Source organism: Collinsella sp. LCP19S3_B11, assembly GCF_052121915.1.
In the GTDB taxonomy this organism is placed as follows: domain Bacteria; phylum Actinomycetota; class Coriobacteriia; order Coriobacteriales; family Coriobacteriaceae; genus Collinsella.
The window spans coordinates 24,698-41,893 of sequence record NZ_JBQKDI010000010.1; the positions used below are offsets into that span (position 1 = coordinate 24,698).

The following is a 17,196-nucleotide window of genomic DNA, read 5'->3' on the forward strand; positions in this document are numbered from 1 at the left end:
ACGGTGGGGACCGCGATCGACATGGCATTTGACGGCGCGACGCTTGCCGCCTGTCCGCTCTCGGCACTGGTGCTCTCGTTTGCCTTTTACGGGTTTTGCGGTTGGGCATGGGAGTCGACAGTCTGCGCCATGCTCAACCAAGGACGCTTTGCCAACAGCGGATTCTTGCTGGGGCCGTGTTGCCCTATCTATGGTGTGGGCGGCATAGCCTGCTGGCTTTTGCTGCGCGGGATTCCGGATGCCTCGAGCCAATTTGTCGCCGCGGCGCTTGTGTGCAGTGTAATCGAGTACAGTGTGGGCCTTCTTTTGGAAAAAACAACGGGCGCACGCTTTTGGGACTATTCGCACCTGCCGTTTAACTTGCACGGACGTATCTGCCTGTACTGGGCCTGCGCGTTTGGCCTGGGCGCGTTGTGCATTTGTCGTTTAGTGGAGCCGGCATTGCTGGGACTGCTTGGCCATCTGCCGGTGCTGATTGTGCGGCTGTCCGCCTTTATCGTCGCGGTCGCGATGATGGTCGACGCGGTGTGCTCTTTGGCCAGTTGGCGTCGCCTGTCCGATCAGCTGGAGCGTGTGCGCGCCGACCTTGCCGACCGCATCAATGAGTCGCTTGCCGATGCCTCGGACTCCATGCTCGAACGTATTCCCGATTCGACGATCGACTCGGTAGCGCAGACGCATATCCGTAGCCGCGCCGTTAACGCGTGGCTGGCCGAGTTGGGCGACGCGGCGCTCGATGCCCTTCGTGAGAAGGCTTCGATGCCGACGTTTATCTCGGATGGTGCTCGCGGCCTGGCGCTTGCCGCCCGCCGCGTGGCCGATGCCGCGCCGAGCATGCCGCGTCCGTCGCTCAGTCGTCGCCTTGCCGGTAAGCGCATGAGCCGTCCGGTGCCGAGTGTGTCGCTCAGCCGTCGCGACCTGCGCTTCTTCAATGCTTTCCCGCGCTTGCGCATCAATCGCTACGAGGGCGTCATTCGAGCAACTAATCTCCGCGACCGCGCTCACGAGCTGTTTCGGCGCTAGCCGGGACGGGCACGCTCACGGCTCCCTTGCTCGCGTATTTCCCGTTCGTTTCGCGCCCGTTGCCGTGCCGTTTCCAAGATTGCGGCACCGTTTCCATTCGACAACGCAGCGTTTAACAACGCCGTATCTGGTCTACACCAGTTGCCCCTCGGCCGCATTATGGGCGCCGACAACGTTCATGCGACCAAAGGGGAGCGAATGTACGATACGGGATCGACAACGTTTATGCTCATCTGTACCATGCTCGTGTTTTTAATGACACCGGGTCTGGCGTTTTTCTATGGCGGCCTGTCCAGGCGCAAAAATGTCATCAACACCATGCTTATGTGCTTTGGCGCCATTGGCCTGGTTGGTGTGCTGTGGATTGTTGCCGGCTGGTCGCTGGCCTACGGCGGCGACGGCTCGAGCCCGTTTATTGGAGGCCTTGACCAGCTGCTGTGCTTGCCGGTGCTCAACCAGGTGCTGCAGGCGGCCGAGGGCAATGCTGCGGACGGTGCCGTCTACCCTCAAATCATCAACATCGCCTTCCAAATGGCGTTTGCCATGATCACGGCTGCTATCGTCACGGGCAGCCTGGCCGGCCGCGTTAAGTTTGGTGCCATGACGGCCTTCCTGGGCATTTGGCTGCTCGTGGTCTATGCGCCGCTCGCCCACATGGTCTGGGGCGGTGAGGGTTCCTTTATCGGCGACATCATCGGCGCGCTCGACTTTGCGGGCGGCGACGTGGTGCACATCTCGTCCGGTCTCACGGGCCTGATTCTCTGCTTAATGCTCGGCCGTCGTCGCGGCTTTGGCATGGTGAGCTACCGCCCGCATAACGTGCCGTTTGTGGCGCTGGGCGCCGGCCTGCTTTGGTTTGGCTGGTTTGGCTTTAACGGCGGCAGCGAGTTTAAGGCCGACGCCGTGGCCGCGCTCGCCATCCTCAACACCGTGACGGCCAGCGCGGCGGGCATGGTCTCGTGGCTTGCCGTTGAGCGCGTGCGCACCGGTCTCCCCACGCTGGTGGGTGCCAGCACCGGTCTGGTTGCGGGCCTTGTGGTGGTCACGCCGGGTGCGGGCTTTGTCGAGCCGTGGGCAGCGCTGGTCATGGGCCTGATCGTATCACCTGTCTGCTACCTGGCTATCAGCCATCTTAAGACCAAGTTTGGCTACGACGATGCGCTCGACGCGTTTGGCTGCCACGGCATCGGCGGCATCTTGGGCGGCGTGCTCACGGGCCTATTCTGCGTGCCTGAGCTCTCGTGGACCGGTAAGGGCGGTCTGTTCTACACGGGCGACGTGTCGCTGCTCATCTCGCAGATCTTGGGCATTGTGGTGACGGTCGCTCTTGTACTGGTGCTCGATTTGGTGATCGCCGCGGTGGTCAAGGCGCTCTTCCACGGTAGCCTGCGCGTGGACGAGGCAGACGAGGCGCTGGGCTTGGATGCGAGTCAGCACGGCGAGAGCGCGTATCCTTCGTTCTCTGGGCTCGATTAGCAGCACGGCTTTCCCAGGCACCCGACCTTGCCCCTCAAACCGTCGCTTGCGTACCGAAGTACGCGGCGCTCCTCTTTCGGGGCAATCTCGGGCACCTGGAAAACCCGTGCCACATGAATGAGCGGTTCATTTCTTTATTAAAGAAAAGAGAGGAATTCATTATGAAGAAGATTACGGCGATCGTTCGTGCCGAGAAGCTTGAGGTTCTTAAAGATGCGCTGTTTGCTGCCGATGTTTGTGGCATGACTATTAACCAGGTGCAGGGCTGCGGCGCGCAGCATGGCTGGAAGGAATACGTGCGCGGCAACGAGTTGCTTGTCAACACGATCCCTAAGGTACAGTTCACCCTTATCTGCGCCGATGAGCATGTTGACGGCATTGTCGACATCATCTGCAACGCCGCCCGCACCGGCGCCGTCGGCGACGGCAAGATTTGGGTCGAGCCGGTCGAGGAAGTTATCCGCATCCGCACCGGCGAACACGGCCCCGCCGCGGTGTAGAATCGACCGCCTGACGGGTGTGCCTCTCTTGGGGCGCGCCCGTTCTCGTCTACAATATCGTGCAGACGAAGGAGAGGCATGCCCATGATCAAGATGTTTGCGAGTGACTTAGACGGAACGCTGCTGAACGCCCTGCACGAGGCAGATGGGACCATCCGCCGTGCCATTCGCGAGCTGACCGAGGCTGGCCTGCATGTGGTTCCCGCGACCGGGCGCTCGACGTTGCCGATCGGCGAACATGGCTTTACAGGTCTGGCACTCGACGCCTGCTGCTCCAATGGGTCCATCGTGCGCAACAGCCATGGCGAGGTGCTCAAGACCTGGACCATCGACCCGCAGGTTACCGAGGAGCTGCTCAAGGCGTTCCCGGACATTTGCTTCGACTGCTCCACGCCCGACGGCATGTTCTCGAGCGGTTCGTTCGAGATGCACCAGGCGGGCTTTAAAAAGGACAGTCCTATCAAGCGCATCGTGATGCGCGGCATGCGTGCACGTGGGGGGTATCACGAGGAGCAATATTTCGACCAGTCGATCGGTGACATCCTGCGCCATGACGTATGCAAGATCAATTGTCGCGTGACCTCGCCCGAGCTGGAGCGCGACCTTAAGGCGTATTTGGCCGAGCGCTCGGACCGCGTGGTCAACGCGCCGTTCGATCCGGTGATGTTCGAGATCACGGACGTGGCGTGTAACAAGGGCGAGAGTGTGGCCTGGCTGGCGGGCTACTACGGCATTGCCGAGGACGAGGTCGCGGTTTACGGCGACGGCGGCAACGACATCGCCATGCTCAAGCGTTTCCGCCACAGCTACGCGACCAAAAACGGCAGTGACGCGGCCAAGGCCGCCGCGAGCGCGACTATCGGCAGCTGCATGGTCCACGCCGTCCCCAAACACATGCTCGCCACCATGCGCAAGCAAAATTCCCGCACCATCATCGAATAATGTGACAAAGGGACTGTCACTTCGTCGCATCCAAATATTGCCTTTACGTGTTGATACACACGGTGTGCAATAATACTCGCACTGTGCAATAGCGCACAGGCTGAGTAACAAGGAGGACGCTTGTCCCAGCTCGAGAAATGCGATCGCCGGTCCCTTCGCTCGCAGCGTGCCCTTCGCCTGGCACTTGCCAGCGAGCTTGCCGAAAGCGGCGATCTTTCGCGCATTAACGTCGCTTCGCTCACCGAGCGTGCTGGCCTCACGCGCCGCACGTTCTATTCGCACTACCGCGATATCCTCGACTTTATCAATCAAATCGAGGACGGCTTGCTGGCCGAGATTCGTGAGCGTATTGAGCTCATCACCGCAGCTCGGCTGCCCGATCTCTATCACAACATCGATGAGCTCGAGCCGGCGCCCGGTTCGGTTGAGCTGCTGCGTTATCTTGCGGCCAACCGCGACTTGATCGGTGCTCTGCTGGGTCCGGGCGGCGACCAGGCCTTCATTAAAAGGATTATCGACACCGCGCGTGAGGCTGTGGTGCCGCGTGCGCAGACGGGCATTTTGGGCCTGGCGCTGGGCACGTTCTTTGACTACTACGTCACCTACGTCGTGAGTGCCGAGGTCGGCATGATTCAGCGCTGGTTTGAGCGTGGGCTCACCGAATCGCCCGAGGCCATGGCGCGCATGATGACGGTGCTCGCTTTTGTGCGCCCTGGTGACCTGTATGGCCAACCCATCGATATCAACGTGCCGGAGTACGGCATGAAGCTATTGAACTTGCAGCTCGAGGACGCGGCCGACACCCCCGCAACCGTCGAGTCCAACAACTAAGAGGAGAGACAATGAGCAAACTCGTCGAGGGCATCAAGGACCGCATGGTCGCCGCCGCACGCGAGGCTGCGCCCACCGTGGTGGACGCCGCGCAGAAGGCCGCGACCGCAGCTGCCGAGAAAGTTGCCGAGGCAGTTGCCGATGCCAAGAACTCGGTAGGGGAGACGTCCGTCGCTAGCGAGCCCGCCACCGCCGCCGAGCCCGTAGCCACCGCCCACGCCCCCGAAGGCGCAATCTTCAACCCCGACAACGCCCACGGCAACCTGCACCTGGGCATCGATGTGGGCTCCACCACCGTTAAGCTCGCTGTGCTCAACGATGACAACCAGATCGTCTACGCCAAGTACCAGCGCCACCACACCGACGTCCGCGCCTGCGCCCGCGACCTGTTCGAGGGCGCTGCGGCCGTGCTGCCGACGGTCCAAATGACCTGCGCCATTACCGGCTCGGGCGGCCTGCTGCTGTCCCAGTGGCTCGACCTGGAGTTTGTCCAAGAGGTCATCGCCAGCAAGCGCGCCGTCGAGACCCTCATCCCGGCCACCGATGTCGCCATCGAGCTGGGCGGCGAGGACGCCAAGATCATCTACTTCGATAACGGCATCGAGCAGCGCATGAACGGCACCTGTGCCGGCGGTACGGGTGCGTTCATCGACCAGATGGCAACCCTGCTGCACACCGACGCCAGCGGCCTTAACGAACTCGCGGCCAACGCCACCACCATCTATCCCATCGCCAGCCGCTGCGGCGTTTTTGCCAAGACCGACGTCCAGCCGCTGCTCAACGAGGGCGCCCGCCCCGAGGACGTGGCCGCCTCCATCTTCCAGGCCGTCGTGACCCAGACCATCTCGGGCCTGGCGTGCGGCCGTCCCATCCGCGGTAACGTCGCCTTCCTGGGCGGCCCGCTGCAGTATCTCTCCGAGCTGCGCCATCGCTTTTACCTCACGCTCAACCTGGACGAGGAGCACCGCATCGTGCCCCGAAATGCTCACCTGTTTGTGGCGAGCGGTGCCGCCATGGCGCACGAGTCCAATAAGCTCAGCACGTTCCCGCAGCTCATCGAGGCCATCGATGCCCTGGGTGACACACAGGGCGCCGAGGTCGAGCGTCTGGATCCGCTCTTTGCCACCGACGAGGACTTTGCCGAGTTCAAGACCCGCCACAACACCGAGGTCGTTCCCAAGGGCAAGCTCGAAGGCTACACCGGTCGCGTGTTCATCGGTATCGACGCCGGTTCCACCACCATGAAGGCCGCGCTTGTGGGTGAGGACGGCCAGTTGCTGCATACCTGGTACGGCAATAACAACGGTGACATCCTGGGTACGGCCAAGGTCATCATGGCCGATTTCTACAACCACATCCCCGCCGGCTGCACCATCGGCCACGTGACCACCACGGGTTACGGCGAGGCGCTGCTCATCGAGGCCCTCAAGGCCGACTCCGGCGAGATCGAGACCGTCGCGCACCTGCGCGGCGCCAAGGCGTTCCTGCCCGGCGTCGAGTTTATCCTGGACATCGGCGGCCAGGACATGAAGTGCCTGCGCGTCAAGGACGGCGTTATCGAGCACATCATGCTCAACGAGGCCTGCTCGTCGGGCTGCGGTAGCTTTATCGAGAGCTTCGCCGTCTCTATGAACATGGACGTGCGCGCGTTCGCCGACGCAGCCATCCATGCCAAGGCTCCGGTGGACCTGGGCAGTCGCTGCACGGTCTTTATGAATTCGCGTGTTAAGCAGGCGCAAAAGGAAGGTGCCACGGTGGGCGACATCGCGGCCGGTCTGTCCTATTCCGTCATCAAAAATGCCCTGTTCAAGGTCATTAAGCTGCGCGATCCCAAGGAGATCGGCAACCAGGTGATCGTCCAGGGCGGCACCTTTATGTCCGATGCCACGCTGCGCGCGTTTGAGCAGCTCACCGGCGTTCACGCCGTGCGTCCCGACATCGCCGGCTGCATGGGCGCCTATGGTGCGGCCTTGCTCGCCCGTGATCGCGCTGGCGCCGACGGCACCTCGACCATCCTTTCGGCCGAGGACATCGCGCACCTCACTGTGACGCAAAAGCACGTCCGCTGCGGCCGTTGCTCCAACAACTGCCAGCTCACCGTTAACGACTTTGGCGGCGGTAGGCGCTTCATTACCGGCAACCGCTGCGAGAAGGGCGCCGGCCACAAAAAGCAAAAGACCGAGGCCCCTAACCTCTTCAAAAAGAAAAACGAGTTGCTCTTTAATCGCGAGGTGCTGAGCCCCGACGAGGCCCCGCGCGGCACCGTGGGTATCCCGCGCGCACTCAACATGTACGAGAACTACCCCTTCTGGCACGCGTTCTTTACGCGCTTGGGCTTTAGCGTGCAGCTGTCCGACCAGTCGAGCAAGAAGACCTACCAGGCGGGCATCGAGTCCATGCCGTCCGAGAGCGTGTGCTATCCGGCCAAGATGAGCCACGGCCACGTGATGAACCTTATCGACCGCGATGTCGACTTTATCTGGATGCCGTGCGTGCGCTGGGAGCGCAAGGAGGATCCGACGGCTGGCAATTGCTATAACTGCCCCATCGTCATGAGCTACCCCACGGCGCTGGCACTCAATATCGACGAGATCCGTGAGCAGAACATCGAGTTCCTGTACCCGTTTGTGCCCTATCACGACAAGACCGAGCTCAAGCGCCGCTTGTACCAGGTGCTTGCCGTCGACCGCGTGGCCGATGCCGAGGCCGGTCGCGGTCGCGTGCGCGGTCCCAAGATCACGCGCTCCGAGGTCGATGCCGCCGTCAACGCTGCCTTTGAGGCCGATGCGCGCTTCCACGAGGACATCCAGACCATGGGCGAGGAGGCCCTTAAGTGGGTCGAGGACCATGGCGGTCACGGCATCGTGCTCGCCGGTCGCCCCTACCACAACGACCCCGAGATCAACCACGCCCTGCCCGAGCTTATCTCGAGCTTTGGCTTTGCGGTCTTTACCGAGGATTCGCTTGCGCACCTGGTGAAGCCCGAGCGCCCCATCCGCGTCGTCGACCAGTGGATGTACCACAGCCGCCTGTACGCCGTCGCCCGTTTTGTGACGATGCGCAACGACCTGGACCTGATCCAGCTCAACTCTTTCGGCTGCGGCCTGGACGCCCTGACCACCGATCAGGTACAGGAGATCCTGGAGGCCAGCGGCAAGATCTACACCGTGCTCAAGATCGACGAGGTGTCCAACCTGGGCGCCGCGCGCATCCGCATCCGCTCGCTCATGGCCGCGCTTAAGGACCAGGAGGCCGAGCGCTTGGCCGAGGCCGCGGCCGCGGGCGAGACCTACGAGCAGGGCGATGCCGCGCCGGTGGCTCCCTCCACGGATGCCCCCGCATTCGCGAGCCGCAAGTACACGTTCGAGGCTCAGCGCGAGAGCGCATCGACCGCGTGGCCCAAGGTGCCCTTTACCGAGCAGATGCGCGAGGAGGGCTACACCATCCTGTGCCCGCAGATGGCGCCGATCCACTTTGACCTGGTCAAAGAGGTGTTCCGCGGTGCCGGCTACAACTTGGAGCTGCTGCCCTCGACCGATCACGACGCCGTCGAGGCCGGCCTGCGCTATGTGAACAATGACATTTGCTATCCGTCCATTTTGGTGACCGGCCAGATTATGGAGGCCATCGAGAGCGGCCGGTACGACCTGTCCAAGACGGCCGTGGTTATCAGCCAGACCGGCGGCGGCTGCCGTGCCACCAACTACATCGCACTCATCCGCAAGGCCCTGCGCGAGAGCGGCCACCCCGAGATTCCGGTGATCTCGCTTTCGGCGGTGGCGCTCGGTGAGGACAACCCCGGCTTTAAGATTACGCCGGCGCTGCTTAAGCAGGCAGTCTACGCGGTGCTCTTTGGCGACGTGATGATGCAGATGCTTTATCGCTGTCGTCCATACGAGGCTACGCCCGGTGCCGCCAACGCACTCTACGAGGAGTACATGGCGCGCGCCCGCAAGCTGGCGCCCAAGTTCAACCGCCACAACTACACCAAGCTGTGCCGCGAGGCCATCCGCGCGTTCGACACCATGCCGCTCGTGGGTGAGGGCACCAAGCCGCGCGTGGGCGTGGTCGGCGAGATCTTGGTCAAGTTCCACCCCACAGCCAACAACCACGTGGTCGACGTTATCGAGCGCGAGGGCTGCGAGGCCGTGGTGCCGGGCCTGCTCGACTTCTTCCTGTACTCCATGAGCAACGCCGAGCTGCAGAAGGATGAGCTCGGAAGCTCTGCAACCACGCGCGCTGGTATGCAGGCGCTCATCAAGCTCGTGGACTGGATGCGTACGCCGGTGGAGGAGCTGCTCCAAAAGTCCCGCCGCTTTGAGGCGCCCGAGCGCATCGGCACCATGGCGGACAAGGCCCGTACGGTGCTTTCGGTGTGCAACAACATGGGCGAAGGCTGGCTGCTCACGGCCGAGATGCTCGACCTGATTGACCATGGCGCGCCCAACATCATCTGCACGCAGCCCTTTGCGTGCCTGCCTAACCACGTGGTGGGCAAGGCCGTGATCAAGGAGCTGCGCCGTCAGCACCCCGAGAGCAACATTGTCGCGGTGGACTACGACCCCGGCGCGTCCGAGGTCAACCAGCTCAACCGCATTAAGCTCATGATCAGCGTGGCCAAGGAAAACATGCGCGCCGGTAAGGGCTTTAAGCTCGAGAAGGTGGCGCCGCTCGCGATGGACGAGGTCACCGGCCAGATGCGTGCCCATGATGGCTGCGTGAGCTGTGGCTCGGTCAGCGAGGAGGCCGTTGCATCGGTCGCCAAGCGTCTGGGACGCGGCATTAAGAAGTAGTTGGCCTGCTATGTGCTAGATATGAGACAAACGGGTGGTAGCCGTGCCGGCTACCACCCGTTTTTTCTGGACATAAGTTACGTAAACAGCCCAACTATCACCTCTTCCGAAAACGACGTCTCAGTGGCACTAAAATCGCCCTCGGAACCCTGAGATAATGAACATATGTAGCCGTTCGCCGCAAATTACCGTCCGTTTATGGAACCCACCTCTAGCGCGCGTCATCCTTACGGTTGAATAAATACACATCCATGGAATTACGTAAGAGAGGACTGTTCCTATGAGCTACAAGACCGTTTGTGTTGCCGGTGGCGGCGTGTTGGGAAGCCAGATTGCCTTTCAGGCTGCCTACTGCGGCTTCGATGTGACGATCTGGCTGCGCAGCGAGGGCAGCATCGGCCGCACTCAGCCCAAGATCGATCATGTGCGCGAGGAGTACATCGCGGCTATCGAGGGCATGGCGGACGGCACGGGCGAGTGGTGTGCCGGTATCGCCGATAGCGACCAGCCCTTCGACAAGGAGGCGGCGCTCGCCGCCGTCGAGCGTGCCTACTCCACACTCAAGCTAGAGCTCGATCTTGCCAAGGCAGTGGCCGACGCCGATCTGGTTATCGAGTCGATGGCCGAGGACACCCAGGCAAAGATCGACTTCTACAAGAAGCTCGCCCCGGTTCTCCCGCAAAAGACCGTTGTCGTGACGAACTCCTCCACGCTGCTGCCGAGCACCTTTGCCAAGTACACCGGCCGCCCCGAGAAGTACCTGTCGCTGCACTTTGCCAACTCCATCTGGAAGAACAACATGACCGAGGTCATGGCTCAGGACCAGACCGACAAGCGCTATTTCGATGAGCTCGTCGACTTTGCCAGCGACATCCGTATGCTTGCCCTGCCCGTCAACAAGGAAAAGAACGGCTATCTGCTCAATTCCATGCTGGTGCCGTGGCTGCTTTCGGGCCTTGATCTGTACGTCTCGGGCGTCAGCGACCCCAAGAGCATCGACCTCGCATGGACGCGCGGCACTGGCGCGCCCAAGGGCCCGTTCCGCGTGTTCGACACCGTGGGCATCCAGACGGCCTATAACATCGTCATGCAGTATCAGAAGGTGCCGGGCTTGGTGAGCCCGCTGCTCAAAAAGATGATGATGCCCTACAACTTTAAGGCCATGGCATCCGTCCTCAAGCAGATGCTAGACGAAGGCAAGCTGGGCGAAAGCTCGGGCGAGGGCTTCTTCAAGTACTAAAAAGATTCCTCGGCAACATTGAGAAACGTATCATTTGCAGTGTCAGTGCGCCGCAGCGCCGCTCGGCAACGGGACAATCCGCTTTATGCGCCAACGCGAACTTGTCGACTTTGCCGTGGACTGGATCGAGCACCATCGCGGCCGCCCCGATTGATCACTTGGGAGCGGAAGGATTGCGGATTCCCTTCGTGCCCCGCGTTTCCGTATCGCTACAAGCTTAAACTTGCATTAAGGGGCGTTTGTTAAACTGTGAGTCATAATTAGACAGGGCTGGGCAAACGCCGTGGTATATGAGGGAACAACAATGGTATTCAAAGACGGTAACGATATGGAATTGAGTGACAAGGACAGCAGACTGTTTTCGCGTCGAGAGGCTCTTGCGGGTGCGGCGGGCGCGCTGGCGCTTGCCGGGACAGGGCTCATGGGCTGCTCGGTCGGCGGGGCCGGCACGGGCGCCGCATCTACTGCGAGCAACGAGCTCACTGACGAGCAAAAGAAACTCCACAAGCAGATTGTCGCGACCTACGACGTCGAGAAGCAGGCGGCCATCAAGGAGCGGCTCGATGCCGAGTACGCTGACGGCGGCTACAACGAGACCACTCCGTTTATCGCGCAGGATCCCTTTGGCACCGATACCCTGAGCTGCTACGTTCGCTTTGCGACAACGGATTCCGTAACCGTCTCCTACAAGGTCGCCGGTCGCAAAAAGACTGGTGACGCGCCCAAGGTCGCCGCGTTTTCCCATACGCCCCACGGCGGCGACGCGCCGGCCACGGAACACGAGTTCAAGGTCATCGGCCTCATTCCCAACCACAAAAACACGGTAACCATCACTTGCACGGCACAAGATGGTATCAGCCGCACCTCGACGTTCACGGTCAAGACGCCGGCTCTCAAAGGCGAGGAAGAAGAGCAGCTCGCCGTCACGTCGGGGGAGTCCAATACGCCGCTTGCCGATGGTCTCTTTACCATCTTGGGCAACGACTCGTCCAAGCTCGACTTTATGTACCTCTACGACAACGACGGCCAGATTCGCGGCGAGGTGCCGATTGTCGGCTACCGCAGCCACCGCCTGCTGTTCCCGGGCGACGGCAGCATGATCATGAGCGTCTCGACTACCAAGATGGCCCAGATCAACGCCATCGGCCAGGTGGTAAACGTCTGGAGCACGGGCGACTACGAGCTACACCACGACTACGCTTTCGATGACGATGGCAACCTGCTGGTGCTGGCGAGTCACGCCGGCTCCGAAGCCGATTTGGACGTCGATCGCGCGGCTGCCAAAAAAGATAAGGACGATCGCGTTAATGTAGAGGACCTCATCATTAAGGTCGACATAACAACAGGTGACGTTTCTCTCGTCGTGGACCTGGGCGATATATTCCCCGACCTCAAGGCAAGTGCCAAGGTTGCCTCGGACGGCGACCTGGATTGGATTCACATCAACACGATCCAGTGGCTCGGCGGCGGCACCGTTTTGCTCAGCTCGCGCGAGACCTCAACGGTCATCAAGCTCACGGATATCTACGGTACGCCTACGGTCGATTGGCTTATGGGCTCGCCAGAGTTTTGGGCCGGCTCGGGCTTTGAGGACAAGTTGCTGCAGGCTCAAGGCGATTTTTCGCTCAACGCAGGCCAGCATAGTGTGACCTATCTGCCAAACGACGAGACGACCGCGACTGGCCGCTACCAGGTGCTGCTATACGACAACAACTTTGGTGTTGCCGAGAGCTATCCCAAGTTCGACTGGGGCCAGCTGGGCGCTGCGGTAGTGACCGACTACAGCAAAGGAACGCATTCGTTTGGGCGCATTTTTACGATGGACGAGACCGCGCGCACCTACGAGCTTGTGGACCAGATCGCAGTGCCGTTCTCAGGTTACGTAAGTAGTGCGCAGCGCGTCGGCGATTCGAATAGCATGCTCGTGGCATCGGGCATAGCCAAGACCTTTGCCGAGTACGATCGCTATGGACTGCCCATTGCCACGTACGAGATGGAAGCCGAGAAGTACATCTACCGCGTGTACAAGTACGAGCTGTAGCGCTGCGCTTGGCTGTGCCCCGCGGCTGCGCGCGCTCATACCGGGCCTACCTCACGTTCCGCATCACTTCACGTCAAACTCCACGCGATCGAGTTCGGGTACGTTGAGGTCGATGAGCTTGCGGGCAACACGGCGGTCGTGCGCCCCGAGCGTCTCGCTTGTCGTTACGCGAGCGACAGTCTGGCGCTCGACAACGCCCTCCTTGTCGCCTTCGGCGGCCGAGGTCTCGACGGCGACGGTGTAATCCTTAAAGCCCGGCAGCACCGCCGCAAGTTCGCGCGTGGTTTCAGTGACGCCGTAGCCGTCTTGCACGCCGGCCTGCGCCGAGCCAATAGACCCCGCCGTCATAATAATGCAGGGGATGGCAAAGATCACCGTGCCCACGATGATGCGGCGGCGCACCTTGCGCGATAGCTCGTTGACCTCGGCGTTTTCTTCAGCAGTCACAATACCGTCGCCGTTCAGGTCGCGCTTGAGCGGCACGCGCAAAAGAAGCAGCACGGCTTCGGCAGCCAGTGCGATAAAGACCACGTTGATGCCAAACTCATAAAGCGCCGAGAGAAAAAGCGACCCGCTTGCAATGGCGATGCCATAGCCCGCCGCGCACAGGGGAGGCATGAGCGCGGTCGCCACGGCCACGCCGGCGATAAGCGTGGCAGGTTCCTGGTCACGCGAGTTGCCCAGCCCGCCCGCAAAGCCGCCCGCGAGCGCGACGGCAAGGTCCCACACAGTGGGCGTCGAGTTGTCGATGATGGCGGCCGTGGTGGTGCCAAGGGGCGAGAGCTTAAAATACAGCGTAGACGTGATCAGACAAAAGGCCATCTGTAGCGCGAGGCCGGCGACGGCCTCGACGGCAATCTCGCGGTCGAGCGTGGCGATGCCATATGCCATGGCAAGGACCGACCCCATGAGTGGGCAGATGAGCATGGCGCCCACGATGGCAATGTCCGAGTCGATATCGAGGCCGATGCTCGCGATGAGCATGGCGATGATGAGGATGCATAAGTGCGAGCCGGTCAGCCGCGCCCCGTTTACAAAGCGCTTGCGAATCACGTGATAGGGTGCGCGACCCTCGCGAATGTTGAATGCGCGCTTTAGGAAGCGGCCGGTGTTCTCCAGGGCCTCACTATGGGCAGGTCGAATGCCGTGGCGCCGGTGATGGCGTTTGCGTAGTCGCTTGATCTGTTGTTTGTCGAGTTCCATGTCCACCTCGTATTGCCGCAGGAACGCGGGTGCGCTCGCAGCATGTACTCTACACCGTGGCGGGCGGGGCAGCCATCTTGACGTGAAACTTAGACGAGCAGGTAAGGGGGACGTCAAATGCGGTTGCGGCCGAGTGTTTCGACAGATACAGAGCGCGGGGCCGGATGGTCTCCGACCCTGCGCTCTGTACGGGTACGTTGTTGTTGGGTTTAGCCCAGCAGACTCAGGCCGACGGAGACAAACGCCAGGATAACGCCAACGACAGACTCGCCTCCCAACAGGCCGCTGGCGACGACCAGGCCCTGCTCCTGGAAGGCAGCATCCTTGGCAGCCTTCTCTTTGTCCGAAAGACCGGCACCGGCGTCGCGGTGTGCGGCCCACTTGTCGTAGGCGAGCTTGACGCAGGAGCCCAAGAAGGCCGTGAGCGACATGTAGAACGGCAGGTACACACCCAGACCGATCATCATGGCCGGAATGCCGAGCCAATACATGACGATGCCGGCGATAAAACCGCCTGCGAACCACGGCACGCTCGGGATGCCCGAGACCATGGTGGCGACTACGCTTGCCTGCGCGGCCACAAAGCTCTTGTCGGGACCAAAGGCGTCCGGACCATAGGCGGTGACGAGCGCGACTATGACGGCGGCAGCGACCAGTGCGCCCACGATGCCGCCGATGGCCTGGCCGATCCACTGTGCGCGCGGGTTGGTGCCCAGCACGGCGCCGGCCTTAAAGTCGTTCATGACGTCGCCCGCAAGGCCGCACGCCACGGCCACGATGCCGGCGATAAAGAACAGTTTGACCTGCGCAAGCTGCGCGAAGGCCGCTACGATGAGCATGACGATGAGGCCAAAGATCTCCATGGGGTCGATACCCGTCTGACCGCAGCTCTGCGCACTCATGATGGTGGTGACAAAGGTGAACAGCGTGACGATGACGGCTGGGACGGGGCCAAGGTCGAGCGCGACGGCGATGATCACGGCGATGGCGGCGGTGCCCAGGCCGATGATGCCGGCGTCGAGCTTAAGCGAGCCCGAGATGAGCGACTGCTCGTCGGTGTCGGTGGAGCTGTCGGCGGCAAGACCGCGAACGATACCGGCGACCTGCGGCAGGATGTCTTTAAGGACGACGGCGACGCCAAAGCCCATCATAAGGCCCATACCTAAGGACTTGACGATACCCTGCGCGGTCACAATATCGAACAGGCCGGCAGCGGTGCCGCCGACGATAATGCCAAAGTTGCCCAGCAGCGCGCCGGCAAACCAGAAGGCGACGGGGGCAAAGCCCACCAAAAAGCCGATGGACAGCAACATGGGCGAGTTGTAGATGGCAAAGGTCACGCCGGGGATATTGAGCGTGCACAGCATGCTGGGCACCACGCCCAGGGCGTCGCGCAGCACGCTATAGATGCCTGCGATGGCCATGGAGCCAAAGAGCTGCTTGCCGGTCTTGCCACCGGCCTCGGTAGCACGCAGGGTCTGGGCTGCGGCGTTGCCGGTGGGAAACTCCAGCGCGGCGTCCACGATAAAGTGACGGTGGATGAGCGCCGTTGCCAGAAGGCCCAAGATGGTGCCGGCGAGCGCCACGATAAACATGTCGAGCCAGCTGATCTGGTCGGCATAGCCCAGCATCCAGGCGCCCGGGATGGTAAACGCCAGGCCGCCGGCGACCATGGCACCCGCGGACATGATGGTGTGGGTAACGTTGGCCTCGTTGAGGCTGGCATTGCCCATGAGCTTAAGGAAGAACAACGAGATGACGGCAGCGAAAATGATCGGCCAGGGGAGGGCGCCCATCTTGAGGGCCGTGTAGGCCGAGCTTGCCGTGATAATCACGCAGCCAAGGACGCCGATGACGACGCCGCGCAGCGTGAGTTGACCGCGCATAGAGGTGCGGTTCGAGGGATTGCCCATATAGAACTCCTTTGCGTATATCCGCTTCCCCCGCAAGCGCCGCTACGGATACGGCGCGGGAAGTCGGGTTACCAAGGGCCGCCGCGTGAGCTCGCGCACGACCGCGCATCAGTATAGCGGCAAGGTAGTCATTTTGGGACGGGGCTATTTTAGCTACCCTTTGACAGTCGACGAATTATCTGGGATTGGGGCAAATATCAACCGACATATTGGGGTAGCTAAAATAGCCCCGTCCCAAAATGACTACCTGGGATGGCTGGTTCGGGTAGGCGATATACTGCTGGGCAGACGAAAGGAGCGCCGGCGATGCTTAATGGGTGCGCATATATATTGACGGTCGACGTGGGCAACACGTTCATTCGCTTTGGTCTGTTTGCCGAGGATTCGGCCGCGGCGCAGGAATGCCCGCTTGCGACGTGCGAGATCACGACGCCGCCGAGCATTACGGCCGATGAGGCGCGCATGAGGCTCGCGCGGGTCATGGGCGCACTGGCAGCCGATGCGGGCATGCCTGGTGTGCTCGTTCCCGCGGCAGCAGTGCTGAGCTGCGTGGTGCCGGCGCTCGAGCGCCCGTGGAAGGCGGCACTTTCCCGTACCTGCACGGGGCGCGTGCTCACCGTGGGGCCGGGACTTAAGACCGGCATGCCCGTGCACTACGACGACCCGGCCGAGATCGGTCCCGATCGCATCGCCGACGCCGTGGCGGCCCGTGCCGTCTACGGCTCTCCGTGCATCGTGATCGACCTGGGCACTACGACCAATATCGAGGTCATCGATGCACGCGGAACCTTTGTCGGCGGTGTTATCGCGCCGGGGCTGGCGCTCGGCGCTCGCTCGCTCTCGGCCGCTGCGGCGCGCCTGCCGCAAGTCGAGCCCTCGGCACCCACGCATGTGATCGGTCGCAACACGCGCGAGGCCATGCGCTCGGGCGTGGTCTTGGGCGAGGTTGCCCGTATCGACGGCATGCTCGACATGGTGCTTGCCGAGATGCGCTCGACCAAGGCGGCAGGCGAGGGCAGCGTGCCCATTGTCATCACCGGCGACGATGCCGAGGCGCTCGCGGCGTTGGTCGGCCACAGCCTGACGGTAGACGACGCGCTGACGCTGCGGGGTCTCGCCGAGCTGTACCGCATCAACCAAAAGCCTCGCCGCGCATAAAGCCAAGAACGTCGGCGCCGGGAGGAAACAGCCCCACCTTTCACCTGCTACAATGGGCCAAACTATTTCGATTTCG

At 61.8% G+C, this 17,196-nt stretch carries 11 protein-coding genes; 9 read left to right on the forward strand and 2 right to left on the reverse strand.

Annotation, left to right across the window (positions count from 1 at the left end; genetic code table 11):
- Nucleotides 1-3: 3 nt before the first annotated feature.
- The 8 genes from ACTQV4_RS06670 to ACTQV4_RS06705 all read left to right on the forward strand — a co-directional run bounded on the left by ACTQV4_RS06670 (nucleotide 4) and on the right by ACTQV4_RS06705 (nucleotide 12,846).
- Nucleotides 4-1,023: a putative ABC transporter permease gene (locus tag ACTQV4_RS06670; protein ID WP_441054908.1), complete on the forward strand. Its 1,020-nt coding sequence runs from the start codon at nucleotides 4-6 to the stop codon at nucleotides 1,021-1,023.
- Nucleotides 1,024-1,221: 198 nt separating this feature from the next.
- On the forward strand, nucleotides 1,222-2,499 hold the full coding sequence (locus ACTQV4_RS06675) for an ammonium transporter (protein ID WP_441569521.1): 1,278 nt from the start codon (nucleotides 1,222-1,224) through the stop codon (nucleotides 2,497-2,499).
- 161 nt (nucleotides 2,500-2,660) lie between these two features.
- Entirely contained in the window at nucleotides 2,661-2,999 is a 339-nt protein-coding gene (locus tag ACTQV4_RS06680) for a P-II family nitrogen regulator (protein WP_118272958.1), read from the forward strand.
- A gap of 84 nt (nucleotides 3,000-3,083) precedes the next feature.
- Nucleotides 3,084-3,941 (forward strand): HAD-IIB family hydrolase, encoded by an 858-nt coding sequence (locus ACTQV4_RS06685; protein ID WP_441569522.1) that lies wholly within the window; start codon nucleotides 3,084-3,086, stop codon nucleotides 3,939-3,941.
- 120 nt (nucleotides 3,942-4,061) lie between these two features.
- Nucleotides 4,062-4,772, forward strand: a complete 711-nt coding sequence (locus ACTQV4_RS06690) for a TetR/AcrR family transcriptional regulator C-terminal domain-containing protein (protein WP_441569523.1) — start codon at nucleotides 4,062-4,064, stop codon at nucleotides 4,770-4,772.
- A gap of 11 nt (nucleotides 4,773-4,783) precedes the next feature.
- Nucleotides 4,784-9,565 carry an acyl-CoA dehydratase activase-related protein gene (locus ACTQV4_RS06695; RefSeq protein WP_441569524.1) on the forward strand — a complete coding sequence of 1,594 codons (4,782 nt, stop codon included), beginning with the start codon at nucleotides 4,784-4,786 and terminating at the stop codon, nucleotides 9,563-9,565.
- Nucleotides 9,566-9,845: 280 nt separating this feature from the next.
- Nucleotides 9,846-10,805 carry a 3-hydroxyacyl-CoA dehydrogenase gene (locus ACTQV4_RS06700; protein WP_154514839.1) on the forward strand — a complete coding sequence of 320 codons (960 nt, stop codon included), beginning with the start codon at nucleotides 9,846-9,848 and terminating at the stop codon, nucleotides 10,803-10,805.
- Nucleotides 10,806-11,109: 304 nt separating this feature from the next.
- Nucleotides 11,110-12,846 carry an aryl-sulfate sulfotransferase gene (locus tag ACTQV4_RS06705; RefSeq protein WP_441569525.1) on the forward strand — a complete coding sequence of 579 codons (1,737 nt, stop codon included), beginning with the start codon at nucleotides 11,110-11,112 and terminating at the stop codon, nucleotides 12,844-12,846.
- Between the two features lie 63 nt (nucleotides 12,847-12,909).
- On the opposite strand, the gene ACTQV4_RS06710 is transcribed toward ACTQV4_RS06705, so the two are convergent.
- Together ACTQV4_RS06710 and ACTQV4_RS06715 are read right to left on the reverse strand one after the other, a co-directional pair.
- Complete coding sequence (locus tag ACTQV4_RS06710; protein WP_441547049.1) at nucleotides 12,910-14,049, reverse strand: DUF389 domain-containing protein; 1,140 nt, start codon at nucleotides 14,047-14,049, stop codon at nucleotides 12,910-12,912.
- Between the two features lie 209 nt (nucleotides 14,050-14,258).
- The gene (locus tag ACTQV4_RS06715) at nucleotides 14,259-15,962 is read right to left on the reverse strand and encodes an OPT/YSL family transporter (RefSeq protein WP_441569526.1); all 1,704 of its coding nucleotides are present in this window, start codon (nucleotides 15,960-15,962) and stop codon (nucleotides 14,259-14,261) included.
- A gap of 306 nt (nucleotides 15,963-16,268) precedes the next feature.
- Between ACTQV4_RS06715 and ACTQV4_RS06720 the strand changes: the two genes are divergently transcribed.
- Entirely contained in the window at nucleotides 16,269-17,120 is an 852-nt protein-coding gene (locus tag ACTQV4_RS06720; protein ID WP_154514831.1) for a type III pantothenate kinase, read from the forward strand.
- Nucleotides 17,121-17,196 lie beyond the last annotated feature (76 nt).